Here is a 25,990-nt window from a genome sequence, read left to right as displayed (position 1 = left end):
AAATCGATAAAATAAGCAATCTTTACACTGATAGTAAGAACATTGGATACGTTTATTTTGTTGAGGAGTTGAAAATTGTATATTAGACTCTAATTCGTCACAATATTACATCGAAATTTAAAGTAATGTTTAGGCCGTCAAAACGCAAATAAATAGTTTGGCTATTAATACATCTTTTAAATCCTAAAATTAACGATTCAAAAGGTGTATTTGATATATAAAGGTTTAATCTGGCTATCATTTTACTTTTCCCTAGGTACATTAAATTTTGTGTTTTTTTCTGTAATCTTCTTTCATCATTGTTGAAGTTGCTAATCTGTTAATTGGTTCTAAATAACCTGTGCATACCGTTAATGCTTATTCAGGCTTTAGTTGTTTTAAAATTGTTTCACATCGATTTTTATGTATTGTGTTTGTTTTTTAATTGCATTGTTTGGAAAGTATTCTAGTGCCAAATTTCTTTGTATACATACGTATTTAATTTTAAAAGAGAGATTTAATAAAGCTGTTAGAGGGTAAATAAGATATTATAAAAACAGATAGTGTGAGAGGAAATGCTTGCCATGATGATAAGCTCGCATCAAGAATGGGTTATGCCTAATTAATAAAACCTAGACTTTATTTATAGTCTAGGTTTTTATAATGTTCCATGATTTGAGACATCATTTTGGACTTTTCTTTTTCTAAAGTTTCAATTGTTTTTTGATGCTTTTCTAGCTGTTGATGCATTTTTTGTAGTTGTAAAAATAATTGTTCTTTTTTTTCTGATGAATGATTGTAATCCATTATACAGTTACTCCTTTTTTATTAGGTATAGAGTTAGTTTGTACTCTTGTCTAGGTTTACATACAAATAATAAGTTTTAAATATACATTTTAAAGAAAGTTTGTAAAATTAATTTGAGAAGTGCTTGAATTGTAATGTTGAATAGTGCTGGAATGTAAAACGGAGTGGTATTGCAAACAAGTTGTTTTGGTACCTAGAACGTTTGCTTCTAGTTAATTATGTTCCAGTTGTGACTATAAAAACAATTGAATTACAAACAAAATACATTCTGTTATTAAATTTAACGCTTGGCGTTGTGCTGGGAGATTTATTTTTGGATGGAGACATCAAGACAAATGTATTTCAAAGAATCATCATTGGGTTATCAGTAAGTGGATTATTTGATCACACAAAAATTATGAAAAAGGATGTTGATGCTAAATGAATAAGATAATGAAACATATTACCTCGTTCCTTATGATTCTAGTACTTGCTAGTTCTTTTGCTGATAGAACACTTATTATTCGTGATTTACCTAGACAACCATAGCGTAATGGTGTAGGTGTTATGCGGGCGTTGTAGCACATTTTACGACAACTTCAGGAGCTCCAGCTATTAATATTCAAAAAGATGAGTCTCATACATGACGTTCAGCATTCGTTCATTATGCAGTAGGGTGGGAGAAAACAATTTATATTGCTGATACAGAACACATTGCTTATGGTGCAGGAACAGGAGCAAATAAATGATTTGTACATGTAAAGTTATGCGAAACAGTAGACTATACAAAGTTTAAGCGTTCATATGGGGAATACGTGAAGCATTTAGCAAACATCTTAAAAAATTACGATTGTACATAAAAATGGCAGGTAATTGACTAGGTTACCTGCCATTTGCCTAAACAGCCCGGAGGATAAAGCTCCGTTTTGAAAGAGTGTAGCTGACTTGCAGATAGTATGTGTAATGTAATAAAAATTATTCGTAAAGGGGAATGAAAAATGCATGCAGTGACTATTAAGTTTGACCAAGGTACAGCAGCTTGGAAGGATATGCGAGAAGTGGTTAAGATTCTTCACGATAAAGGTTATAGTGCTTAGCTTTTCAAAGAAACTGGAACGGTGGAACTAACTAAGAAAATTGATGAAGAGTTAGTGGGTAAGAAACGACAATTCAATTGTGATCTTTGCTTTGAAAATAAAGATATTGAAGAAAAATCAATTTATCAATTTGATAAAGATGGTGACATTGTAGCATGTGTAGATTGCGAGAAAAAAGTATTTGAACAGTCGAAAAACCAAACAAAATAGTTATTTTATGATGAATAAATAAAAGAACCCGTTTGATATAAACGGATTCTTCTCACAAGGTTTGCAAGAAATTCAAGGGAAACTGGACCAGAGCAACCTGTGGAATTCCTTGTAATTATACTGTATGCAAAGGAATCAATAAGATTAATGAAATGTACATTTAAATAAAAAGAACGCTTTTTAAGGCGCTCTTTAACCAAGACTCATACCCCAAAAAAAGGTAACGGTAATTATATCTTATGTATGTTTTTAGTATATGTGAAAATTTTAAATAAAATCTTTATTTAGCAAAAATAAAAAGAGCACATTTTCATATGCGCCCTTAGTAAGGTAGATGAATGTCTCATGAGATATAGAAAATCTAAAAACTTGTAATCAGATTTTCATGAGTAAATTTTTAATATTGTATGCCTTACTTAGAGTTATGGAGCCTGTCATTAAAGAAAAGAGGTAAGTAGAATTTCAAACAAAATTTTTATTTTAAAACGGGAGGGAGAATGAAAATGAAAGAGATTAAGTTCAAGGCTCATAATGGCGAAAAGTGGATTTATAGTGAATATATATCAAGAGAAGTAGATGACGTTTGGTGGATCTTAGATAACGAAAATGATAGTTGGCTTATGTGTTCGGAACCAAAACAGTGTACGGGTTTAATGGATAATAATGGAAAAGATATTTATCTAGGTGATGTTGTAAGGTGGACAAGAGTGATATATACGGATTGAACTTGAGCTGAAATTGAAAGTACTGAAGTAAAAAGAAAGTAATCTCAGGTTGGAAGAGAAAGTACCATTATAAATTCAGATACAAAGAGTCCATCTCCTTTTGGAGGTGGACTCTTTGTTATAAAATAAAAAATATCTTTGATAAGCGTTTCATAATTTTGTCGGAAGGAATAGATAGATTTGAATTTTTAGTATATCTTATTCACGTATGTAAATTTTATTTTAGTGGTACAACAAATATATAAAAAAACATTTATGATATATAAATAATTTTATATAAAGAGGAAAAAGGAAAAATTAAAATTTGCGGTTATTATAGGAGTATTAAGTTGCTCGCTTGTTGCTGGGACATTAATCTCCACAAAGACAATTAATGATAATATATATAACATAATACAACACATCAACAAGCGGGTAAGGGGATGTAATTACTTCGAGTTAAAAATACTAAATCTCAACTAAGAAATAGTATGAAGTTTCGAGGAGCCTCTGAAATTCAATCGGAATTTGGAACGCTAGATAACATAGTAGGTTTGTGGCGGTTATTTAATGTTTGATGCAGCTGTGCTATTTTTAGGTGTAATGTGTAAATTATCTGATTTATACTAATAATACTTTAATTAGGTATACAAATAAAATTTCGAATTAAAAGAAGATGGTTTTAGTTGTTTATTAAACTTGTAAAGTTATAACACTAAGATTATTGCATAGTGTATCTGTTAGCTCCATATAGAAAAATATTGAAAAATCTATGGTGTATACAATGTTTACGGTTTTGTGGGATAAAACATATTTTTCAACGTACGCTTCAATTTTTGTGCAAAGTGAAAATGAGGGAATACCGTACGACGGATTAAATCAAAGAGACGAGTGTGACCGGACCCCATACAAAAGCATAGCATGACGTTTAGAAGTCAGAAAAATTATGTCTTCTAGAACATGTTTTGAGATAAATGATCTGCTCAATAACGATATACAGAATGTTAAAAGTGATCAGTGTCATGGAAGATAATCTTGGTCTAGAATAGCACCCCCAGGTTAGGGAAAAAAGGGGTGCTTTTTCTGTTTAGCGGTATTGGCATGTATTTGAGCATTGACTATGCATGTAAAATAGTTATTTTTTAAAGTGTATGGTTTTGATAACGATCTCTATTTTTGTTTATAATTTCCATTTCGGTTGAAGACCACTCAGTAACCCCCACTCTAGAAGACATTACACTATTTCTTACCCCTTTATGGTCATCAGGTACACTATAAGTATGGGATAACTCATGCTTAATTGTACTTTCAATACTATAAATTATATTATTACTTGGGACATCTTTAATAGTGATTAATGGAATAGATTCGATCCCTTCTAGTCCTACTGCTTGTGGCAACATTCCCCCGTAAGCACTACCATATTTTCTATTAGCAGTAAATCCAACGACAAGACTGAAACTACCCGAAAAATTCGAGTTGTCAGTTATATAGGTGATGTAATCATCGGCAAAATTATACATTATATCAGAGCGATTCTCTCCCTTTGAGTCCCATTCATAAAATTGGATGGGAACATATTTAATATTATAATATTCTTTGAAATCTGCTGTTCCTTTTTCTATTAATTCTTTTGTACGTTCTTTCCAATCCGAATGAGCATCCCGATACTGTTTATCCGCCGCGATTAAAACAGTAAGTGTTTTTTGAGGTGTATTTTTGAAATGCTCACGTGTTTCATCTTGCTTTTTTGTGCGTTCCTGAGAATCTTCGGGGCTTTGTTCTAATGTATTAGAGTTTACTATAGGAATCACATCCTCAGCAGCAAGTACAGAAGCAGTGCCTCCTAATGTACTTATCCCTAATGTCATTGTTGCAGCAGTAACAAATAAAGCTTTCTTGAACCTACGCTTTGCATCTTTTCGATTTTTGTACTTCATACATAGCTCTCCTTTTCTGCTTGTATTATTTTACTAACGTTTGTATCACCTCAAATAAAGAAGTGATGTGCTTGATTATAGGATTGATGGTTTAGTTTGTACACAATGAAAAGGGTGTTTGGCTAATTTGATAAATTTAAATTCGATTTAGATCTACCATGTTGAATAATGCTGGAATGTAGAACGGAGAACGGAGTGGTATTGCAAACAAGTTGTTTTGGTATCTAAAACGTTTGCTTCTAGTCAACTTTGTATGAAATTCGAATTTAAGAACAAAAACGTTGAAAATCTGACAATTCACTATTTGGATTGTTCTACTTGTGGCATGCATTACGATAGAAATCAATATGAGGTGAGTCGTTTTGTAAATCCTAGAAACAGTAATGAATATAAAATTATTATATCCATATAATTATAAGTTTAGAAATCCGAACTGTACATGAGGGTATTAATTGATAATTAGTTCAAATCAACAAATAAATCACCCAAAAATGCATTCATTCCTCAATTTTTATATTAAGATGTAATAAATTTCAATGTTATTATTGTCTGTTTTCGAGACATTATTTTAATTTTATTATTGGTAGAAAATGAATAGAATATTAAAGTAATGCACCTTAGAATTTATTAATAAATTTAGAGGATATAGAATGTGTTAAATGAAAAAATCCAATAATTTCAAATTGAGAAACAGTATTATTTCAAATGGGTTATTGGGGACTGTTGTGTAACGCGAGAGGCCCCCCTTAAATAAAGGGTGGAAAGTCTCAACTAGGGTAATTTGTAAATATAGTGGTAATTAGTAATTTCTATTTTTTTCTTTTCTTGCATCTTTAAAGAAGGAAAATGAAATTATTGAGATTAATTCTTAAGCCTATCTAGCTTACATTTAATAGCATGACTATTACTCTGGGTGCATTACTTTTAAAACAAATTTCATATTTGTTAAGGAGTTTGTTTTAGTATATGGATAAAAATTTATTTCTTCTGATATAAAATGTTAGGAGTTTTTTGAGGAATAGTTTATTAAAAGATAGAAATTGTATTTGGATATTTGAAAATAAATACTTATGTGAAATGACAAATTCTAAGGTTACTCATAATTGATGGTTAGAAAGTTAAGGATTACTAATCGGTTGTTGTTATATGGGCAAAGTAGTGACAGTTACGAGGTTAATATTACGACATTAATATATAGTGGTTAATAACAAGGTTGAAATTGATATTTAACTAGGGTCAGATGAATATAAAAGCATACCGTATGTGTGAACAATTCAGACACTACAAGAAAGCGTATTATCAAAGAGGGAAAATTACAGTGTAGATTTTAGATAATATATATATTGAATTGAAAGGGAGGGAATTCTATGGAAGTGGATCATTCTGATTTACTATTTATGGAATTAAAGAAACGAAAAGAGAGAAAAGCCCAGGTATTTAATGAATGTAAGTATATATTTACTAATATTATTGAAAAAAAAAGTATGATACAAAAAATTTTGGAAGACGTGGATCCGTTAATAAAAGAAATCCTTTCGGAATTTTCGATAGGTTTTTGCTCTATTGAGGAGTATCTTAGAACTTCTAAATGGGTAGATTGGGTATTGGATTTAAATAGGAGTGTAGGGCTTTTCAATGGATATGGGCAAGGGGGATTTTTACCGCAAGTAATTAAAGATTTATCTAAGACTAGAATAGAGTTGGAATCTATAGAATTAAAGACTCTTTATTTAGAGAAATTGTTACTTTCAATAATAGAAGAGACACGTCAAGTTAAATTATTAGCTAAATCAAGGCACTGGACAAACGAGAAATATAGAACTGAGATAATAAATTGCATTAAGATTATAATAGCGGCTCAGGGAAATATAAACAAGAAGATCACTCATTAATTTGTAAGGGTTATTTAGGGTTTATTACTTTTATTGTGAAAAATTGATATAAATTTAATATATGTATTAAGTTGCGAAAAAGGTTGTATTTTAGATGTTGGAATACAACCTTTTTTGTGTAATTTTATATACTTAGTTTACCATTTTCAATAAATCGTGTTATACATCTATAATCGCGTTTAGTAGGTAAATTGAAAATTTTAATAATAGGTATTGAGCTTCGAATAGGGAGACTTGTATTCGTAACAACTAGTGCAATATGGTTGTCTTCTATAAATCTATGTAAACATGATAAAGGTTGTGTAAATATAATGATTTCAAATTGAAAAGGAAAATATTTGTCCAACCATGATTTTAAGTAGAAAAGTATTCCCGAATCGGTAGAAACGTATAATAATAATTTGAGAGGTTTCTGTTCTGTATATCCTCTTACGGATTCTATCAATAGACTGATTATTGCGACTTCCTCTTCAGGGATATTAAAATCATATTCGTTAAACAATAATTTATATTGCTCTTTTACTATTAAAAATGTATCAGGGAAATTGTTCTTTATATAGTAAGTATTTGTTTCATATAAACTATTTTCTAAAGAGGGTGTAAACTTATTTAATGATTGTATTTTGCTTAAGTAGAATACTCTTTGTATACACTTTGTAATATGATTAATTAATTCTTCATTTTGAAGTAGGGGAATCTGTAAGGCCTCTTCTAGATTAGATAAGAAAAAATTTAAATTTTTATTTAAATAAATAAATTGCTTCGATATTTGATTTAATGTAATGCTTTTAGAAAGATTATGGTTTTCACCCCAATATTTTGCACCTATTAAATGAATGGTAAAATAAATTATTTCATCAGTAGAGAACGAAATGTTTGTTTCCTTTTCAAGAGGAGATATAATTTTTTCACAAGTTTTATAGTATAATGTATCTCTTAATATACTGTGATCTCTTGAATCAATATAGATAGGATTATTGGTTTTAATTCTAGACACAGTTATCGCTAATATACAAGATAGAAGATGTTTATCATTTTGAAAAAAAGTAATATCCCATGTTTTTTCAAAAAGTTCAATAAAGTAATGAATTCGATTTTTTTCATAATAACAAAAAGGCCAGTTTTGTCCATATATATTTAAATATAAATCAACAGTGCATCTTCGAATTAACCACTCGTCCCCCTTAATCTGTAAGGGGCGCTTGGTTAAATGTAAATTATATTGTTGTATAAATGTTTCAATTTTATTTAACGTACATTTAATAGTGTAGTAAGAAAAATTAAATTCATTTGATAATGATGAAAGCGTCACATTTTTATGATTTAATATGTAACAATATATTTTAAAAAAACTGGATTGATTTCTAATATTGTATATAATATCTTCAATTGTAGAATTTGTAGGTTTTTTTAAACGGACTCCGAATCCTTTTTTCATCTGAATTTCCCAGTTGTTTGGTAGGAAATCTTGTAAAATATGTATATCTTTTCTTAAGGTGTTATTAGACCAATTTAAACTATTTTTAATTTCTATTAAATGATACCATCTATCTTCTTGAGATAAAAATTCTAATATTTCTTCTTTTCTTCTAATATGTATATCAATACATTCATTATAAATTTTTGGCGGCATCATTGTCACCTCCTGAACTTTTAGTATGCGAGAAAATATAATATTTTCTAATTTGTAGATGTATTATATAAAATTTTTGATATAAATAAAAATCACCAAAAGTGATTGTAACAATCAATTTTAGTGATTTTTATTTAGAGGATTTTATCATTTTAGTCAAGTAGACTCTTTCCTTAAAGGGGTTATGGATATATATGGGAATCAGGACTTTTATAATGAACGAAAAAGTAAAGAATTATTGAGTATGGGGCACGTGCCCCTCATTTTTATCCTAATTTGCCTTTAATTTTATTTTGTAGTCAAAAGAGTGGGTGTACATCATTTGCGAATTGTTTTTTTCAGATAGGATTATATGAAATTGCAATGCAGTATAATCCATTCATTCATAACTATGAATATGATATATATAAGTAAAGCAGGTAATATAACGAAATTGTCAAGAGAACTTCTAGAAGGGGAAAAGGACACGCTAAAATTAGTACGGAATCCTTACAAAAGAGCAGTAAGTTCTTTTGTTTCGCTTATTGCTCCATCAGATATAGAAAATCCAGAGTGGGTATCCATTAGGACGTTTAGTTATAGCGACAGTACATGCAAAAAGAAAATATCATTTAAACATTTTTTACATTATCTTCACGCGAATGGAGCAGATTCTGACTATATTAATCCACAGTATTCACAACAATATTTTCAAGGAGAAGAAGGGTTTGTACCCAAGTATATATATTTAGAGAATTTCTCTAATTAAATCTCAAAAATAGAAACCGAATATAACCTGCAGACTATCCCGCTAGACACATTAACGAAATCATGGCATCATTAGGCGCCTAAGATGATTCATAAGGGAAACTATGCTGAAGTTGACTAATAAGTTAGCAAAAGCAATTAGTGAGGTATAATAGTCACGGTTTCGAACTATGTTGGAACATAAAGCAAAATGATACGGCAAACAAGTCATAGTCACATCAAAAATATTTGTTTCAAGCCAATTATGTTCTTATTATGGATATCAAAACAAAGATGTTAAACCTCTAAACCTACGTAAAGGGGGCTGCACATAATGATAGGCATATTAACGCATGTATCAATGGCGTTAAGACTCTAACTGTAAGGACTGCGGAGATGGTTTAATAAATTGGAGTTTAATAGAACTCTTTACTTAGAAAACCCCTACTTCTAAACGAAGTGGGGGTTTTCTATTATTTATTAAAAGCTTAAAGAGAGAGAATTTTTTTTGTGAAAATCGGTAGAAATAGACTTTTAGTATTATTTAATTAAGTGAATCTAACTTAGTCATTTTTTCATCCACTTTATAAATTGCTTGTTCTATTTTTTCCTTCTCTGCTAATAATTTGGCTTTTTGGTTGTGGAAAATTTCTTTTCTTTCAGGAAGTGTTTTAGGTCCTTGCATATGAAGGTTTACAATATGTTGTAATGTTGTAATAGACATTCCTACAGATCTCATACATGTGATTAACTCGATCCAAAATAAATCATCCTCGGTAAAACAACGATATCCATTATTATCCCGTTCTATAAATGGAAATAATCCCATTTTGTCATAATACCGAATAGTAGATATAGGTATATTTAATTTGTCTGCAACTTGTTTAATAGACATAGTCATTGGATACTCACCTCTAATATATTCATGTAAGTTTTTGTATAATTCCGATAATTTTACGTTTCGTGTGTATTGTGAAGGGAAATTAAAATTTGGACATATATTTTGTATGTATAAACGGATTATAATGTAATTATCAAATAACCACAAATTTTTTTGTGAATTAGAGAAATTATTTACCTAAAGTAAGTAATATAATTATCTATTACCGGGTTGAATATGCTTCTTTCAGTAGCCAAAAATACAACTTCCTATTTCAATTTACCTCAGAAATAAGTAGTTGTATTTGTTTAGAAATTTATTTGTGTAGGGAAATTATTTAAAAAGTATTATTTAGTAATAAAAGATATTATAAGAAATTTTTTATTTCTTCTATATTACGTTGAGTGGGAGCCGAAGAGATTAGGATTACAGGAATATGTTCGCATTCAATGGATATATCGGTTATTATGCAAGAAATATTCGGATATTCTATATGTGCTTTAGTTAAATTTTCAAGAGTTATATCTAAGAAATCAATAGTCTTTTTAAAAGTTAATGAAATGAAGGCTTGTAAGTATAGTTTCCAATACTCACCTTCTTTTGTATATAATATTACTTGAGGATTTTTTCGTTCAAGATTCATTTTCTTTGTTGCAATATACATTGTTAATAAAATAATATTATGTATTGAATTGTTTAAAGGAATATGAAGCTTGTCATATGTATTTTTTAAATTAGTTAATTCTTTATTTATAGTAAAAAAAACAGAAGAATGATTTTTTTTTATGTGAGTTATAAGAGCATGATGATCATTATAATCGCTAAATATCCAGTTATGTTGTGTGTTAGAGGTAGTAATGGTATTATTTAAGACTTTTATAAATTTAGTATCGTTTAATAATTCTAGTTTAAAACTTCTTTCTAAGTCCTGAATAAATTGTTCTACAAAAGGACATGTAGGTTTTGTAATAGATTGAATAGACTCAATATAATTTTGGTTTTTATAAGTATATTTTGAACGATTAATTATCGAAATTATAACAGTAATATCTACTGTTGATAACTGAACATTATATTTTTGAAAAATCTTTTGCATCACGCCTTTTAGTTGTGTGTAATCATTTGATTTTTTTATTTTTTTTATCTGCCAATGCTTTAATACTATTGAATACCCTTTGTATTTTCTTTTTAAGTATAAAGCGATGAAGAAGGAAATTTCTTTAACTGCTTCTTTACAATAATTAATCCGTCTGTAATTTTCTAATTCTTTGAATAATTCTACATAAAGACCTTGATTAAATTCTTCAAAGGGCCACTCTTCATCATTATACGCATCAAGGTATAGTTTATGGTACATGAGAAGAATATTTACATTATTTCCTGATATTCTGAGAGGGCGTCTTTTTAAAGATAACTTATATTGGTTTAGATATAAATCTACTTCTTTTAAAAGTTTTTTAACCTTTTTGTTTTGAATATACAATTTTTCCGCTAATACTGAATTAGACCCTACGTTATTATTCAGTAATATATCTAATGTTTTAAAAAGTAGAGTGTGCCGGACATATAGATAATTTATGTTTTCAATAGATGAATTTAAAGGTTTGTATAATCTTACACCCGAATGTTTATTGTGTTTTATATGCCATTTATCTGGTAATTTCTTTTGTAAATATACTAAATCTCTTTGAACTGTTTTGACCGAACAGTTTAATTTTCGAGCTAGTTCATTCATTGAGAACCATCGATTTTCAGATACTAAATGGTTTAGAATATTGTATTGACGTTGAATTAGCATAATGGATTATATTTATTGGCTTTTTCACTAATTTGCAAAAATCCAATAAATTTCTTGACCTCCTGTTTAGATTGGTATAAAAAATACAAAGATATTCTAAACCTTGAAGTGCGCTTTAAGGCAAGGTTTAATTGATATGGCGTATTTTTAAATTTTGTTAAGGGTGACTTTAATTATAGTGTGCAACTATTATAATTAATTTGAGCTTCTCTCGACAATATTCAAATTGTCTGTAAAATGGACATTTTTACATGAAATTGAGAACGGATTTAATAATTATATATGAAAAATAATTATTAAATTTCTAATTAGATGTTTATATAAAATCACTAATTTTAAAATTCTAATATTTAGTTTTTTGTATAAAATAGTTAAATGTAATATCAAATTAAAATTTATCATTTTAGCCAAGAAGACTCCTTCCTCAAGGAATGTGAAGTGAGTAGGTGGGAGATGAATTGGCTTTGGACAAGAGATGGCAGGAAGCCATCTTAATTGTTCGACATACTTAAACTGTTACTTCACTATCTACCGAATATATGTTTGTTGTATAATAGACACATGCCGAAATGGAGGTGAAATGAATGATGATTAATAAAGCATATAAATTTCGTATCTATCCAAATCAAGCACAAGCGACCCTAATTAATAAAACAATTGGCTGTTCTCGTTTTGTATTCAATCATTTCCTATCTCTATGGGATAACGCATACAAAGAGACGGGGAAAGGTTTGACATATGGTACATGCTCTGCCAAACTTCCTGCCATGAAGAAAAAGTTTGTTTGGCTCAAAGAAGTGGATAGTATTGCGATTCAGTCGTCTGTTCGCAACCTTGCGGATGCGTATACACGCTTTTTCAAAAAACAAACTAGTGCCCCGCGTTTCAAATCTAAGAAAAACAACGTACAATCTTACACCACAAAACAAACAAATGAAAACATTGCCATTGTAGGAAAAAAGATGAAGTTGCCGAAACTAGGTCTTGTTCGATTTGCCAAGAGTCGTGAAGTAAAGGGACGTATTTTAAATGCTACGGTTAGAAGGAACCCTTCCGGCAGATACTTTGTGTCATTGTTAGCTGAAACAGAAGTGCAAGAACTTCCGAAAACACAATCTTACATTGGAATGGATGTGGGACTAAAAGATTTCGCCATTTTGTCAGATGGAACAACCTATAAAAATCCGAAGTTTTTTCGGTCATTAGAAGAGAAGTTGGCGAAAGCACAGCGTGTTCTTTCTAGAAGAATGAAAGGATCTTCTCGCTGGAATAAACAGCGAGTACAGGTAGCTAGAATTCATGAATATATGGCAAATTCTAGAAAAGATTACCTGGACAAAATCTCAACTGAAATCATCAAAAACCACGATGTTATCGGTATAGAGGATTTGCAAGTATCGAATATGTTAAAGAATCATAAGTTAGCAAAAGCAATTAGTGAGGTATCATGGTCACAGTTTCGAACTATGTTGGAATATAAAGCAAAATGGTACGGCAAACAAGTCATTGTCGTATCGAAAACATTTGCTTCCAGTCAATTATGTTCTTGTTGTGGATATCAAAACAAAGACGTTAAAAATCTAAACCTACGTAAATGGGACTGTCCTTCTTGTCTTACACACCATGATAGGGATATTAACGCAAGCATAAATCTAAAGAATGAAGCTATAAGGCTTCTAACCGCAAGGACTGTGGAGCTAGCCTAATCAATTAGAGTTCGATAGAACTCTTTACTTAGGAATCCGCCTCTTCTAAACGAAGTGAAAGTGGGGGTAGTTCAATGTTAATGAATGGAGTGTATTCTCTTATTGTTTTGGTGATGGAATAAGCAAATGTGATTTTGTGCGTATTCATTTCAATTGAACATGAATTCTCCTTTAAAGGTGCTAATCTTAAGAAGTATTTATGGTGAAATGTATGTTGTCCATTCAAAAGATCGTTTATCTTATTGTATTTTTAAAGTATCTATTATATATAACTCTTAATTAATAAAAAGTATGTATAAAATTAATCATAAAAAATGATGGGTGACATCAATTGCACTTATTTTACAGTGTGTTTCCAGAAATATATACTTTTCTCGTAGCCAAGTTATCAGATAAGGAAGTGATAGTAGTTGTTGAAATCAAAGTTTATAAAAGAGGTATTTTTAAATGAAAATAATAATGATTATGATTTTCTAAAGAGGTAGGGAATATTTAATCATTTTATAGAATTGAAAGAGGTGTTTGGAATGATAAGAAAAAGCGTAATGGTTTTAATTTTATTTCTCATCGGGGTAATTGTATTTTGCTATTTTTCTAATTCTGGAGCAAGAGCAAAAGATGAGTCTAGTACTAAACTGAATGTAACTCAATTAAAAAAAGAAAAAGAATCTCAGATAGAAACTAAACAAGAGAAAGATAAAGGAGAAATTCAGAAGAAGACGCAAAATAATAAAGTTATGTATTTAACTTTTGATGATGGACCAGGTAAATATACACAAGAAATTTTAAATATTTTAAAACAAGAAAATGTAAAAGCAACATTTTTTGTAATTGGTCCACATGCAGAAAAATTTCAAAATTTAATAAAAAATGAAAAACAAAATGGACACTACGTAGGTCTGCATAGTATGACACATGATTATAAAACATTATACACACAAGGAAATTTTTTATCTGAAATGAAACAGGTTCAGCAAATTCTTCAACGTATTATACATGAAAATCCGATACTTTGTAGGCCACCGTATGGATCAAAGCCAGGATTAACTCAAGGTTTGCGTGATGAAATAGCTGAAGCTAGATTTAAAATTTGGGATTGGACAATTGATTCTTTAGATTGGAAGTATAATGAAATGCCATTAGAACAATCTGTCCCTAAGATAGTTGAAAACGTTGTATCTCAAGCGAATAATGACAAAGAAATTGTATTAATGCATGATATACATCCCCAATCAGTTAAGGCTTTACCGGAAATTATTAAACAGCTAAAGAGTAAGGGATATATATTTAAAACGTATAGCGAAAAAGAGCATATGATATTGAATTTTTGGCATGACAATCGATTGTAAAAATGTGCATCTATTCATATGAAAAATGGTATAAATTTAAAGTTTATTTTTTATTGAGAGGGAACGTTATGAAAAGTCTAAATGAAATATGGTATCGATCACTTACACAATGGGTCGTAAAAACGGTTTATTACCTTGCAATTTTTTTTGCATTACTTTGGTTGTATGGATTCCATGATATAAACACAAGTACATTTATTTACAATGAGTTCTAGGATGGGAACGGAATGTTATGAAATTATTCGAACAAATTGAAAAGTGGGCTGCAGAAACGCATAATCAAACCGCTTTTGTTTGGTGAGATGCGAAAATTACGTACAAATAGTTAAAGGAAGATTCTGATGCGTTAGCAAATTGGATTTCTTTTGAGTATCCAGATAATCGTTCACAAATTATGGTGTATGGTCAAATGCACCCTTCTTATTCTATTAAGAAGTTTCATATATAATATATTCGGATATAAAGGAGATTTTAAAAATGGCAGAATTCAAAGAGCAAGTATTAGATATTTTAGAAGAAGTATGTGAAAACGATATTGTGAAAAAAAACTTAGATGTTCAATTATTTGAAGAAGGTATTCTTGATTCTTTCGCTGTAGTATCTTTATTAGTTGAATTCCAAGAGCGTTTAGATATTGAAGTTTCTATTTCTGATTTTGACCGTGACGAGTGGGCTTCACCAAACATGGTTATTAAGAAGTTGGAAGAAATCCGATAAATAAAGTAAATTTTGGTCCGATGCTTTTAGCATTGGCCCTTTTTGCTGTATTCTTACTTATTCCGACGCGCTTCCTACTGCCACTTTTAAGTATTGTAATTGTTTTTTTGTCAAAGGAGAGTAAATGATTTTTTAGACTGACGGATATCTATATTAGTAATAGTACAAAAGGACATTAAAAATCATATTATTATTATATATTATTTCAAGTTTAGATATGTCGATATTCTAGACAAAGTGCTCGTTTTTTATTAATACGGTTGAGTATAAAATAAAGGCGTTCCCTTAAAAGGAGAACTTAATATTATTAATTATTAGGAAGGAATGAAAATTATGTCCAATGAAAATAAAACGCATGTATCTGATGAAATTAAACCCTATGAGCCTGATCAAATTGATTCTTATTCGGGGTTTGAAGATTGGTTGTATCCAGATAATGACAAACGTAGAAATAGAGCTAACCAATTAATGAACCAGTGTGCAGATATGCTAAACAATATTGCGAATTTGAAGATTGAAACCGATAAAAAATTAGATTACGTAAGTAAATCTATTACTGACGTATATAAAACAGTAAATAAAGTTCCTGATATGGAAAAAATAAGCTTATCTAATAGTCTTTGGGTAGTAGTCATTCCTAAGGTGGCAGTAACTTCAATTTTTATTACTACTTCGGCATTGGCTTATAAAATGGGGGAAAGAATGGCTGTAACTTATCTATTAAGGTCTGGAAGAATAGGAGAAGCTGCATTAACTAAGTTGGTTGGGTTGCCAAGGTGGCTTAAGTTTGGTACTGGTGCAGCATCAGGTGTTGCTGGAGCTCTTGTAGCTGCAGGTATTGAGGTTGCACTAGATGCAATTATTGGTGCCGATACTCGATCGAAGTTAAATACTGCGATCAAAGACCTTGCAAAGCCTCGGGTTGAATTCAAATATGTAGAATTGCTATCAGAATATATGAGTAAAGGTTTAGAATCTACTATGATGGAAGTTGAGAGAGTTAAACTCAAAGCTAAAAAACATTCCTATTCACCTGAGAAATTGGAAACGGAATTAAAAGAGGCTGTAGAGTTATCCATTGAGTTATACAAGGAATTGAATTCTATTCCTACTGTAAGGGACGCATTAAATGATTTGAATAAGAAAGACAATTTACTTAATGCATGGAGAGATGAGGATCAAAAAGATCCTACGGTATTAACAAGAATAGTAGAAGAAATTGAAGTGAAATATAAAAATCCTAACCAATTGTAATCGGGTATATATAGAATGGTCTTTATTTTGGAATAAATGGGGTAATTATCCCGAAATAATACTGACAGTAAGTCTTTAAAAATAATACTGTCAGTATTATTTTAGATAGAAGGAGGAGGGAATTTGATGCAAGAAGAATATAGTTTGTTTTATCCAGATAATGATAATCGTCGAGAAAGGGTAGAGCAGTTATCTGAACAATGTAAAGATTTATTGAAAAATATTAATGATAAAAAAAGTAAAGTCAATCAACTTTTGGATGGGCTAGATCCTATAATTAAAAATTATATTTCGACAGAATTTGTGCGCAGCTATACTGTTAAAGATTTCTTTTTTACACCTAGAATTATTGACTGGTTACTTGAAGCTAACTGGATTGCGGGTCTGGTAAATGGGGCCACACAGAGAAGTAACTATCGTAAAGCAACTAGTGATCTTTGTAAAACTAGGATAAAATTAAAATTTATGGAGTATATGGCTGATTATCTTGAAAGCCTTCTTTTATCAATTTCCCAAGAAGTAAATAAAACAAAAAGAAGAGGTAATTTATACAATTGGACCAGAGAAAAGCTTGCGGATGAAATAAAAAATGATATTAAATTAACTTTTACTCTTTTACAAGAGCTAAAAGATAAGCCGACGGCAATAAAAACATTAGAAAAATTGCGAGAATTAGATGACACGTTGCAATCATGGATAAATGAAGATCCTTCGATTGAAGATTTAGAAGATACTATGAATGAAGTTGATGCTTTAAATTCCCCGAGGTATGAGCACCAGAAGACTGATGGATGGTATTATAATAATGGTAACGCTTATTATTTAGAAAAGAGTGGAAATGCTAAGAAGGGAATTTTAATAGAAAGTGGTAGAAAATATTTTTTGACGATGAAAGATGGAGCGATGGTAAGAAATGACTGGATGGTATCAAATGATGAGAAAAAGTATTATTTTGGGAAACATGGGGCAGCGAAATATGGTTGGTTTAATTATTATGGACAATGGTATTATTTTGGAATAGATGGAAGTGCACTTACTGGGTGGCTCTATGATAAACATAAAAAATATTGGTATTATTTCAGTCCTGAATTCATACCTAACGTTTGTGCTAAGGCTGAGATGGTTCAGAATACTTCTTTAGTGATAAAAACTTATCAAGGGCCATACAAGCAATTTCACTTTAATAGAGATGGTGTTTGTACAAATCCTTAATTTTATAAAGAAGGAAGCTATTCTACATAAAAACTTAGTAGTAGATAATAAGATAGTATTTGGTCCGATGCTGTTAGCGTCAGACTTTTTTTATTCTGACTTATTACAACGTGTTCCTTACTTGTATTTTCAAAAAAAAAGACAAGGTATAACAAAAAAATGACTACTTTAAAAGATGTTAGCAGATTTAAAATATTTTCTGATGTATGGTTCATCTTAATTCGTACGTATGGGTGCATTTTATCTATGTAATTATTTCAAAGTAAAGCTTTGAAATAATTACACTGTTGCTTCTTGGATGTGGTGAGACATAATATCTCTTATATAAAGTATTAAACCCTGCGCTACAATGGATTAATTAAAAGATAAAAAGTGGTGCTAGTTTTATATCTGCAATGGTTTGTAACATAAAGTGCTGATGAAATGCATTGTGCACATAATTTTTTGAAACGATAATAGTATATTAACGAGGTTTTTATGGAGCATTTATAAAATTTGCGGATAATGTCTTTGTTTTAGATGCAATTAAAAAGTTGGAACAAATAACGAGATGCATATAAGCGCATTCTCCATTTAGGTTAAAGGGAAGTAATACACATATCAGGTTTTATAGGAAAGTAGTATATACCCTTAAAAAGGATAAATATTATTCTGTGTTTTTCAATAATAAGAATTATCAATTAATTTATTCGATTGTTATTTGACGGCTTACTATTCATTTCTGTGACCTAGACAAACATATTCATCGCTTCTCCCAAAAATGCGGATTAAATTTGTATTTTTATCGTTATAGGTGAATTCTCTTCCTTTGAAATGGTAGGTTCTATTAAATAAGCTTGGTGCATCATTTTTTAAATACCTATCTGTTTCTTCATATTCTTCACCATTTCAAGTGAATAAGTGTAAATAATAATATTGATTGTGAGAAATATCTTAAAAACATGTGCAGGAGAACGATCTAACTGTTTTCCTTCATCATCAAAAAGCACTCCATAAATAGAATAATGACATTCTAAATTAATATTTATCCAAAGAATGTCTTTACTAGGATGAGATATATTATAGTAATTTCCTACAATGATTGGATCTCCATTAATATCTCTTGGACAAGGGGATACAAGGCCTTGTGTATGTATTGAACTTCGCAACTAACTTTTCAAAACAACAAGGTTACCACTTTATTTTTAACGATGATGTAAAACCAGATTGTAAGGTGTTTATTAAACCGCTTAAAGAAAAGTTTACTCTTCTATTAAAACAAATAACTGGGAAGAAGATCGGAAGCGTGCAAATTAGGTAGGTACAGCGACCTGTAAAAATATGAAAGAAGCGTTATCCATATGATTTGGACATGCATATAAAGATGATAACTAGATTTAAGTTCAAGTGAATTTATCAAACAACTGATTTATCTTTATAAAATACCGAAGATATCGTTCTATAGGTAATTATAAATTATCTAAATCTTGTATTTTTAAAATACTATCTGTATTTATCCTAAGGATAGATTGTTACTCTGAAGTATAGTGCTTTTTTTGGGTTACACAGTAAATAAAAATGTTGAGAGAAAGGAGATATGGCTTAAGTGAAAAACGTTTAAATTAAATAAGCGAAATCAGAATAAATTGAATATATAAGGATTATAATTTAGGGTTCCCTATAAAAACAATATCAAATTTGTCAAAAAATTAGACAAATTTGATATTGTTTTTATAGGGGGCGATTATATAAAAGGCCGTATAAAATAAAAAAAGTACTTTACAAGTTATAAAATTACGGGTTTATATTGTTCTTGAATATAACGTTTAAACGATATATATTGATGTAATAAAAAATATTCGGAACAGATAATATCCATGGATTTTAATGGATAATAATTAGAAACAACAAGATTGTAGTAAAGTCACTTGAAAGAAGGTAGTTACTGGGATTGTGAGGGGGAAGGATATGGAAAAAAAAACCCCCTTGTGTTATGATTGGATTGTCCAAATCGAATTATAACACAAGGGGTGTATATTGGATGTTTAATACAAATTTATCACATATAAAGGTTAACACACTTGAACAAGAGTCGCAAGTGAAAATATTAAAAGATGAGACAAAAAACGGCAAAATACGACCTTGGAAGGAAAAAAAAGAAAATAACCTCAAAGTAGCCTCCTCGTATTTAGATGCATCGATAAAAAATAAGGCGGATCGTGTTTTTCAATGTGCAAATGTATTACAATTTCAAGTTACTACTCAAGGGAAAAAACTTGCACACGCTTGGTTTTGCAAAGTGAGGTTATGCCCAATGTGTAATTGGCGTAGATCCATTAAAATAGCGAATCAAAATAGGGAAATTGTTTTAAGAGCTAATAAAGATGAAAAACTAAAATGGCTATTTTTAACGTTGACAACAGGTGAAACTGTTGAAGGTAAGGATTTAAAAATGCGTATTAATCATAGCATGGAGGCTTTTAATCGTTTTATGAAATATAAGAGAATTAAGCACGTTACACGTGGTTATTTTAGAGGATTAGAAGTTACTAAGAATAAAAATAAATATCATCCACATTTTCATGTATTACTTGCTGTAAAGCCATCTTATTTTAATAATCTTTATATTACTCAAAAAGATTGGGCATTTCTTTGGAAAAGGGCTATGAAAAACGCTGCTGATATTATTGTTGACGTAAGAACTGTAAAGCCTAATAAAAAGCATTCAATACTAACAGAAACTAAAGTCCAAGCTTTTGAGGGAGCTTTACAAGAGGTTTCTAAATATCCGGTAAAAGATATTGAGATATTAAAAGGAAATCGTCAAGAGAATGCAATGACTGTATATACATTAGATAACGCATTATCTCATAAGCGTTTAATTGGGTATGGTGGAATACTAAAAGATATTCGTAAGAAACTTCAATTGGAGAATTGTGAGGATGATCATGTAAACCTCATACATTTAGATGAAAGCTGTGAGGATACTATTGCAAGTGAAATAGAAATTATTACTGCTTACTGGCATTATGGACTTAAAGAATATATTTTAAAGTAAGATAATATACATAATAAGGAGAGGGTTTAGTTTAACATACTCAACTTGTTGCTTTGGAAAAGAATTCACTAGGGTTCATTTGAGAAATTCAAATGAACCCATATTCATGTTGGCTACTAGTTCAGTGCTCACCTTTGTATTATTGAATTCATAAATTATAAAGAAAGGAGAGTTCCTTTGATGAAAAACATAGGGGATAATAACACGATAAATGAATATAAGAATATTGTTAGTCAATATCAAACTATAATGACAGGTTATCAGGATATACACAATAATAATCTCGAGGACAACCCTACTCAAAATTGGCTAGTTGTATTTGGCGGGATATTTTCTTTTTTTGTATTGCTATTTATCCTAAGTCAAATTATAAGATGACTAATAAATAGGTTTTAATGGTGAGGATTCTGTGATAACTTCTCTCGAAAAATTTATATACCCCTTAACAAGCTTAGGTTCTCCTTATCTTTAATAAAGCTTTCGTAAATAGTTACAGAATTCTCACCATTTAAATTGTAAAAATCCGAACATATTTGTTCGGATTTTTATCTTATGTATTAAAGTGAACGATATTAAAAGAGACTACCAGTAAAGAGTAGTCTCTTTTATAGAAAATTAGGATATTCCTGATGGGGAGAAACAGTATTCTCCAGGAGATAACAGCGATTTTGAACAAGAGAGGTGTAGCCCTTTTTTAATGCTGTTAGAAGTAATAAATGTTTAAGAAAGCACGATACAAAGAATGGTACTTAAGTTTGAGAAATGGAATATGTATTTTACTGTTTTTCTCTTACAAGACACACTGGGGACTAACCATAATGTTTTACAACACGAAGGGGCGTGCTGGTATGTCATCATAACGCTGCTAATTGTAAGATCTAACTGTTAAAGTATTCATCCATTTACTTAAACGAAAGTATATCTATATTAAATATTTTGGCGGTGATACAACTTTTCTTAAACATAAAATTAACTTCTGTGATAGTATAACCAGTTGATAAATTATCGATTCATATTATTTTAGAAATATATCCTGAAGCTCTATTTTTTGATAATTATATTAAATGTTAATGTAAATATAAGGATTATCCTCCTAATTTGGGATTTGTCAACGGTAAGCGCACGCAGGAGCATTAAGGAGTTGACAAATTAATCTCTCCCCCAAATCCTCTTGTTACCCCAAAAAAGATTTTTGGGGTCGCTTCCAGCACGGGACGGGGGTGCGGGGAAGTCCCCCCGCAAAATTTTATGGGGTCTGGGGAGAGTTTCTCCCCAGCAGGTTCGGACAGAGTCCGAGATATAGTTTTTTATATTTTAGAATTAACTTGATAACAATCAGAATAGCAATCTTGCTAATTTGTATATACAAACGTATTTAAGTGTTATCTAAGGTGAAAGATTATTCGCCATTATTTTTGATAGTTATCATATTCCTATTTTGGAGTGTTTTAAATGAAATAAGTAGAAAAAATTATGTATTTTATTTTAAATATTTATATAGAAATTACTCATATGTTTTTGTCTATAAATTTAACGGAAGTAATCTATTATAAAATCAATAGTACAAAAAAATAGTAGATGTTGTGGAGTATGAGGGTATTGCAAAACTAAAATAAATATGCAGTGTTATGAATCAGAAAAACTAGCTGAACATGCAATAGATAGCGATTTTTCCCATAACAACGTGGCTGTTCTAGTACTTTATTTTTGAGTTTACTAAACTGTGTTCAAATTTCCCGCGTTCTTTCATCAACTGTTTGTTAAGGATAGTTTGTATAAAATGAGGTAATACCCAACGATATGTACTCTTATTTTGTTCACCATTCCTTGAATTGATTGGGTTCATGGCAAAGATGTTACATGTTCACGCAATTTTATAAATGCGTTGACTATCAAAAGCAGCATCTGCAACAGAAAACAACACTCTTTAGTTTTGTATTTTTGGGAATAATACAGGGGCCATTTTACTATTATGTACATTTGCTGTTGTAAATGCATATGACAGTACAACATTTTCTGGTGTAGAACATGCATGAGCTTTATATCCTCCATACCAACCATAACGAGTAGATTTTCCTTATTTCGCTTGAGAATCATGCAAGCTACTCCATAAGAAGGTGCTATCAATTAAAATGCACGGAGTCAAACCTAAATTCATTTTTTGAAGAATTTGCTTATGGATTAATGGAACACTTTCGTTGAGAAACCGAGTACCTACACATGAAAAAGTAGAAATATGAGGAACAGAAAAAAGACCACAAGCTGTAAAAAAATGAAGGATATTGATGAAAAAATCGATTTAACTTTCGTAAAGAGTTCATTTGAAATATAGATTTCAAGAAAAAATATTTCAATAATGTCTTTCTGTATATAGACGGAACGCCTTTGAGTGTTAAACCGTCCACATAAGCAAATAAAATCTGTAAATGGATTGATTTTGGTCAAAATTGGTTATCATACTAGTAAATCCGCCCTTTCTGGAGATTGTGTCACGCGCTAACTCCAGAAAGGACGTTTTTTTTTAGAGTGCGACAAAACCAGTAGCTTTAATCCTAACTAATTCTGAGTATAACAGATATCTTCGTTCGAAACGGTGTCTCTGGAAACGGGTAAAAACAAGCTTATCAGTTTATCAAAAAACATATTCGAAATATGCTTGGATAGAAATTATTACAAACAGATCGAAAAATGATATCTGAAATAGAATTTATGTTTATGATAAAAAAAAGACAAACTTCTCAAAGGGCGACATCCGTCCAAAGGCAGATGCAGATAATTGATTATCTATTCGGATTTTTCTAATGAGTCTGGATTCCATTGGTAATCTATCCTCCTCTTTGTATGTCTCATTATTTTTGCAACAGGGCCTAAAAAAAGGAGTAATCCTATGTTTTTTGTTCAATATTATCATGGATAGAAATATATAATTTTTTTCGCGCGATGAGGTTTTTGTTTCGGAATTTTCGGAAAAATGACAAAGATGTTAGGTTTTTTTCATATTAATCAATATGAAAAATGAACCATTCTCTGTATGCTAAGAAAAAGGAATTTAAGTTGTTGAGAAAGGCTTTTGACAGGATAATGAATACGACTTTTTAGAGAACTATAGTAATATACGGTTGTGTTTTCAAACTTTGCAACACAACCAAGAAAATGATGTATAACATACACTCAAACGGGCATATTAATAAAGAGGACGACTGTTTTGCTGATTTTACATGCCGGACTATTATCTTTCCTGCTCCACACATTTGAGCTATTTTTGGTTATTTCCCCTTTTTTTATTCATGATTTATTCTGTAAGAAGCGTTATTTGTAATATGAACACATACACACGTATTTTTCTATTACTCGCTTTAAATTTATGGAACGAAAGAATTTGTAGGGTAGAGTTTTTCAATATATGTCTTATTTTACCGTTCCTTTTCCATTTGAAAAAGCTCCGCCACATGCAAATTCTATTTTTTCCATCCTTGATAGGTGCAATACTTTGTTTATTAGTAATTTTATTGAGAATTAATTTCAGGAAATCATAATATTGCTACAATAATATATGTATAATTTCAATGTATTCCCAAATATCCTGACATGCTTGAGCAATTGTTGCGTATTGTTACTGCTAATAAACAAGCTCTTTTTTAGATACCATGGAACGATTCGATACAAGCGTTACCATAACAATTTCCTTTTTTACTCATGCTATATGTCATTCCACACTGTTGTAATTGATTTTAATAGTCATTGGAAGAATATAGACTGCCACGATTAGTATGATACAAGACAGAATCTGTCAATTTTGACGGAAATAAGCTTGTTGTAATGCTTTCAATACCAATTCGTTTGTCATCGTACGATGAATATGCTAGCTCACAATTTTTTTAGAATACAAATCAATCAAATTTGCTACATACAGCAATCCCCTTTGATTGATATATATAATATCAGCGACTTAGACTGACTTGATTCAGTTTTTTCTATTTTGAATTGACAATCTAACAGATTGTAATATATTGGACAAAAATGTTGAGAATTTGTAGTAGTTCAATATTTTTTTACAGTTCTTGATTGTCGTCCTTGTTCTTTCATGATTTTTACCACTGTTTTTTTGAGACACGCTTTCCTTTTTGGCGTAAGATGGATGTTACTTTCGGATTTCCATATAAACCACGTGATTTTAAGAAAATACAGTGAATTTCTTTGGTGACTTTTTCTCTTTGTGCTTGTCTAGGTTTTTTGTATGTTTTTTCATTTGTAATGTCCACTTCGGGATCTTGTTTATATTTCTATACTCAGCCATGAGAGATACTCACTAAAATCCCTAGTTCTCGAGCTACTTGAGCCACAGTCTTTCCTGTTTGCAAAATATGTTTTACCCTTTGGTGTCCGAATTCTTTTTCATATTGTTGTATTTTTCCTATGTAGACCCCTCATTTAATTCACTTTTTATCATATTAACCTTGTTTCTACTGTTTTGATATGCAGGTGTTCTATATCTTTCGATTGAGAAGTGTGAGCTTCTTCAAAATCTCTATATAATAAGTTTCGATTTTTCTTAACTACAAACACATAATCAGCCTCACGCCTTATAATTTTTTGAACAAATTCTTTTTTTCATCCATATCCCCCTTTCTTCCAAGTACTTTATAATTATTACTTTACTGTTCGAAAAGGAAAATTGATATAGTTTATCCTAATGTGTTTCTTCTGGATATATAGTTTACGTATACGATCCTTAGTGCTAGTCGAGTTCTCCAATGCCAAAATAGTTGCGAAAATGGGTATATTTTTCATCTTTAATGGTATGAAATAGAAATATTCAAGATGCTATTCAATTGTATGGAGTAAATTTGTGCATGTTTTTAGGTACCTCACATTATTTTCGCTGATTTTTCCTAGGGTTTAAATCGAATTTCTTTTAAGGAGGTGAAAATTGTGGAAGAGCGTAACGAACAAGTGGTAGAAGAAGCTGTCACGCCAGAAAACAGTGAAAAAACTGTAGAAGAAAAAAGTGAGGCTGCTCTTTTACAAGAAAAAGTAGATGAGTTACAAGCGAAACTAACGGAAACGGAA

17 protein-coding genes and 6 pseudogenes are annotated in these 25,990 nt (G+C 30.4%); 16 read left to right on the top strand and 7 right to left on the bottom strand.

Features of this window, described 5'->3' with window-relative positions; all coding sequences use genetic code 11:
• Positions 1–618 precede the first annotated feature (618 nt).
• Positions 619–786 carry a DUF342 domain-containing protein gene (locus ACS2MN_RS30240; RefSeq protein ID WP_137842891.1) on the bottom strand — a complete coding sequence of 56 codons (168 nt, stop codon included), beginning with the start codon at positions 784–786 and terminating at the stop codon, positions 619–621.
• Positions 787–988: 202 nt separating this feature from the next.
• Here ACS2MN_RS30240 and ACS2MN_RS30235 point away from each other — a divergent pair, with 202 nt between their 5' ends.
• The 4 genes and pseudogenes from ACS2MN_RS30235 (at position 989) to ACS2MN_RS30220 (ending at position 2,797) form a co-directional block, all read left to right on the top strand.
• A complete protein-coding gene (locus ACS2MN_RS30235; RefSeq protein ID WP_346994970.1) occupies positions 989–1,210 on the top strand; it encodes a holin in 222 nt (73 codons plus the stop codon).
• Positions 1,207–1,610, top strand: a pseudogene (locus ACS2MN_RS30230) (N-acetylmuramoyl-L-alanine amidase); the annotation flags it as partial. The gene ACS2MN_RS30235 and the pseudogene ACS2MN_RS30230, both read left to right, overlap by 4 nt.
• 153 nt (positions 1,611–1,763) lie before the next feature.
• Positions 1,764–2,072, top strand: a pseudogene (locus ACS2MN_RS30225) (hypothetical protein).
• A 503-nt stretch (positions 2,073–2,575) separates the two neighbouring features.
• Positions 2,576–2,797: a YopX family protein gene (locus tag ACS2MN_RS30220; RefSeq protein ID WP_346994924.1), complete on the top strand. Its 222-nt coding sequence runs from the start codon at positions 2,576–2,578 to the stop codon at positions 2,795–2,797.
• A 1,121-nt stretch (positions 2,798–3,918) separates the two neighbouring features.
• On the opposite strand, the gene ACS2MN_RS30215 is transcribed toward ACS2MN_RS30220, so the two are convergent.
• Positions 3,919–4,716: a hypothetical protein gene (locus ACS2MN_RS30215; protein ID WP_438894935.1), complete on the bottom strand. Its 798-nt coding sequence runs from the start codon at positions 4,714–4,716 to the stop codon at positions 3,919–3,921.
• Positions 4,717–6,083: 1,367 nt separating this feature from the next.
• On the opposite strand from ACS2MN_RS30215, the gene ACS2MN_RS30210 reads away from it, so the two are divergent.
• Entirely contained in the window at positions 6,084–6,608 is a 525-nt protein-coding gene (locus ACS2MN_RS30210) for a hypothetical protein (RefSeq protein WP_346994922.1), read from the top strand.
• A 124-nt stretch (positions 6,609–6,732) separates the two neighbouring features.
• Here the strand turns inward: ACS2MN_RS30210 and ACS2MN_RS30205 are convergent, their stop codons facing one another.
• Positions 6,733–8,244 (bottom strand): BglG family transcription antiterminator, encoded by a 1,512-nt coding sequence (locus ACS2MN_RS30205; protein ID WP_438894934.1) that lies wholly within the window; start codon positions 8,242–8,244, stop codon positions 6,733–6,735.
• An 848-nt stretch (positions 8,245–9,092) separates the two neighbouring features.
• On the opposite strand from ACS2MN_RS30205, the pseudogene ACS2MN_RS30200 reads away from it, so the two are divergent.
• A pseudogene (locus tag ACS2MN_RS30200) lies at positions 9,093–9,372 on the top strand (zinc ribbon domain-containing protein); the annotation flags it as partial.
• A 139-nt stretch (positions 9,373–9,511) separates the two neighbouring features.
• Here the strand turns inward: ACS2MN_RS30200 and ACS2MN_RS30195 are convergent.
• Positions 9,512–9,868 carry a MerR family transcriptional regulator gene (locus ACS2MN_RS30195; protein WP_098641234.1) on the bottom strand — a complete coding sequence of 119 codons (357 nt, stop codon included), beginning with the start codon at positions 9,866–9,868 and terminating at the stop codon, positions 9,512–9,514.
• A gap of 346 nt (positions 9,869–10,214) precedes the next feature.
• Positions 10,215–11,645, bottom strand: coding sequence for a helix-turn-helix domain-containing protein (locus tag ACS2MN_RS30190; protein WP_438894933.1), 1,431 nt, complete (start codon positions 11,643–11,645; stop codon positions 10,215–10,217).
• 584 nt (positions 11,646–12,229) lie between these two features.
• Here ACS2MN_RS30190 and tnpB point away from each other — a divergent pair.
• The 9 genes and pseudogenes from tnpB to ACS2MN_RS30145 all read left to right on the top strand — a co-directional run bounded on the left by tnpB (position 12,230) and on the right by ACS2MN_RS30145 (position 20,920).
• Positions 12,230–13,351 (top strand): IS200/IS605 family element RNA-guided endonuclease TnpB, encoded by a 1,122-nt coding sequence (tnpB, locus tag ACS2MN_RS30185; RefSeq protein ID WP_438894932.1) that lies wholly within the window; start codon positions 12,230–12,232, stop codon positions 13,349–13,351.
• Positions 13,352–13,878: 527 nt separating this feature from the next.
• Positions 13,879–14,700, top strand: a complete 822-nt coding sequence (locus ACS2MN_RS30180) for a polysaccharide deacetylase family protein (RefSeq protein WP_098641223.1) — start codon at positions 13,879–13,881, stop codon at positions 14,698–14,700.
• Positions 14,701–14,768: 68 nt separating this feature from the next.
• Complete coding sequence (locus ACS2MN_RS30175) at positions 14,769–14,915, top strand: teichoic acid D-Ala incorporation-associated protein DltX (protein ID WP_098641222.1); 147 nt, start codon at positions 14,769–14,771, stop codon at positions 14,913–14,915.
• 17 nt (positions 14,916–14,932) lie between these two features.
• A pseudogene (locus tag ACS2MN_RS30170) lies at positions 14,933–15,130 on the top strand (D-alanine--poly(phosphoribitol) ligase subunit DltA); the annotation flags it as partial.
• A gap of 47 nt (positions 15,131–15,177) precedes the next feature.
• Positions 15,178–15,417: a D-alanine--poly(phosphoribitol) ligase subunit DltC gene (gene dltC, locus ACS2MN_RS30165; RefSeq protein ID WP_137842886.1), complete on the top strand. Its 240-nt coding sequence runs from the start codon at positions 15,178–15,180 to the stop codon at positions 15,415–15,417.
• Positions 15,418–15,750: 333 nt separating this feature from the next.
• Complete coding sequence (locus ACS2MN_RS30160) at positions 15,751–16,671, top strand: hypothetical protein (protein WP_346994916.1); 921 nt, start codon at positions 15,751–15,753, stop codon at positions 16,669–16,671.
• 123 nt (positions 16,672–16,794) lie between these two features.
• Positions 16,795–17,883 (top strand): N-acetylmuramoyl-L-alanine amidase family protein, encoded by a 1,089-nt coding sequence (locus ACS2MN_RS30155; protein WP_438894931.1) that lies wholly within the window; start codon positions 16,795–16,797, stop codon positions 17,881–17,883.
• A 1,126-nt stretch (positions 17,884–19,009) separates the two neighbouring features.
• Positions 19,010–19,183 carry a hypothetical protein gene (locus ACS2MN_RS30150; protein WP_438894936.1) on the top strand — a complete coding sequence of 58 codons (174 nt, stop codon included), beginning with the start codon at positions 19,010–19,012 and terminating at the stop codon, positions 19,181–19,183.
• Between the two features lie 720 nt (positions 19,184–19,903).
• The gene (locus ACS2MN_RS30145) at positions 19,904–20,920 is read left to right on the top strand and encodes a protein rep (RefSeq protein ID WP_438894930.1); all 1,017 of its coding nucleotides are present in this window, start codon (positions 19,904–19,906) and stop codon (positions 20,918–20,920) included.
• 1,607 nt (positions 20,921–22,527) lie between these two features.
• Here ACS2MN_RS30145 and ACS2MN_RS30140 read toward each other — a convergent pair.
• Together ACS2MN_RS30140 and ACS2MN_RS30135 are read right to left on the bottom strand one after the other, a co-directional pair.
• Positions 22,528–23,378, bottom strand: a pseudogene (locus tag ACS2MN_RS30140) (transposase).
• Between the two features lie 1,633 nt (positions 23,379–25,011).
• On the bottom strand, positions 25,012–25,182 hold the full coding sequence (locus ACS2MN_RS30135; protein WP_438894929.1) for an IS3 family transposase: 171 nt from the start codon (positions 25,180–25,182) through the stop codon (positions 25,012–25,014).
• 670 nt (positions 25,183–25,852) lie between these two features.
• Between ACS2MN_RS30135 and ACS2MN_RS30130 the strand changes: the two are divergent.
• A pseudogene (locus ACS2MN_RS30130) lies at positions 25,853–25,990 on the top strand (nucleotide exchange factor GrpE); the annotation flags it as partial.

Origin of the sequence: Bacillus cereus group sp. BceL062 (assembly GCF_051780025.1) — a bacterium.
Lineage (GTDB): Bacteria > Bacillota > Bacilli > Bacillales > Bacillaceae_G > Bacillus_A > Bacillus_A toyonensis.
Note: the sequence above shows the minus strand (reverse complement) of the source record. Positions and strands in the feature narration are given on the sequence as shown.

Bases quoted from the DNA above. Each gene is read 5' to 3' on its own strand.
- ACS2MN_RS30190 (WP_438894933.1), bottom strand. From the start codon at position 11,645: ATGCTAATTCAACGTCAATACAATATTCTAAACCATTTAGTATCTGAA.
- ACS2MN_RS30210 (WP_346994922.1), top strand. From the start codon at position 6,084: ATGGAAGTGGATCATTCTGATTTACTATTTATGGAATTAAAGAAACGA.
- dltC (WP_137842886.1), top strand. From the start codon at position 15,178: ATGGCAGAATTCAAAGAGCAAGTATTAGATATTTTAGAAGAAGTATGT.
- tnpB (WP_438894932.1), top strand. From the start codon at position 12,230: ATGATGATTAATAAAGCATATAAATTTCGTATCTATCCAAATCAAGCA.
- ACS2MN_RS30240 (WP_137842891.1), bottom strand. From the start codon at position 786: ATGGATTACAATCATTCATCAGAAAAAAAAGAACAATTATTTTTACAA.
- ACS2MN_RS30205 (WP_438894934.1), bottom strand. From the start codon at position 8,244: ATGATGCCGCCAAAAATTTATAATGAATGTATTGATATACATATTAGA.
- ACS2MN_RS30160 (WP_346994916.1), top strand. From the start codon at position 15,751: ATGTCCAATGAAAATAAAACGCATGTATCTGATGAAATTAAACCCTAT.
- ACS2MN_RS30145 (WP_438894930.1), top strand. From the start codon at position 19,904: ATGTTTAATACAAATTTATCACATATAAAGGTTAACACACTTGAACAA.
- ACS2MN_RS30195 (WP_098641234.1), bottom strand. From the start codon at position 9,868: ATGACTATGTCTATTAAACAAGTTGCAGACAAATTAAATATACCTATA.
- ACS2MN_RS30175 (WP_098641222.1), top strand. From the start codon at position 14,769: ATGAAAAGTCTAAATGAAATATGGTATCGATCACTTACACAATGGGTC.
- ACS2MN_RS30180 (WP_098641223.1), top strand. From the start codon at position 13,879: ATGATAAGAAAAAGCGTAATGGTTTTAATTTTATTTCTCATCGGGGTA.
- ACS2MN_RS30220 (WP_346994924.1), top strand. From the start codon at position 2,576: ATGAAAGAGATTAAGTTCAAGGCTCATAATGGCGAAAAGTGGATTTAT.
- ACS2MN_RS30215 (WP_438894935.1), bottom strand. From the start codon at position 4,716: ATGAAGTACAAAAATCGAAAAGATGCAAAGCGTAGGTTCAAGAAAGCT.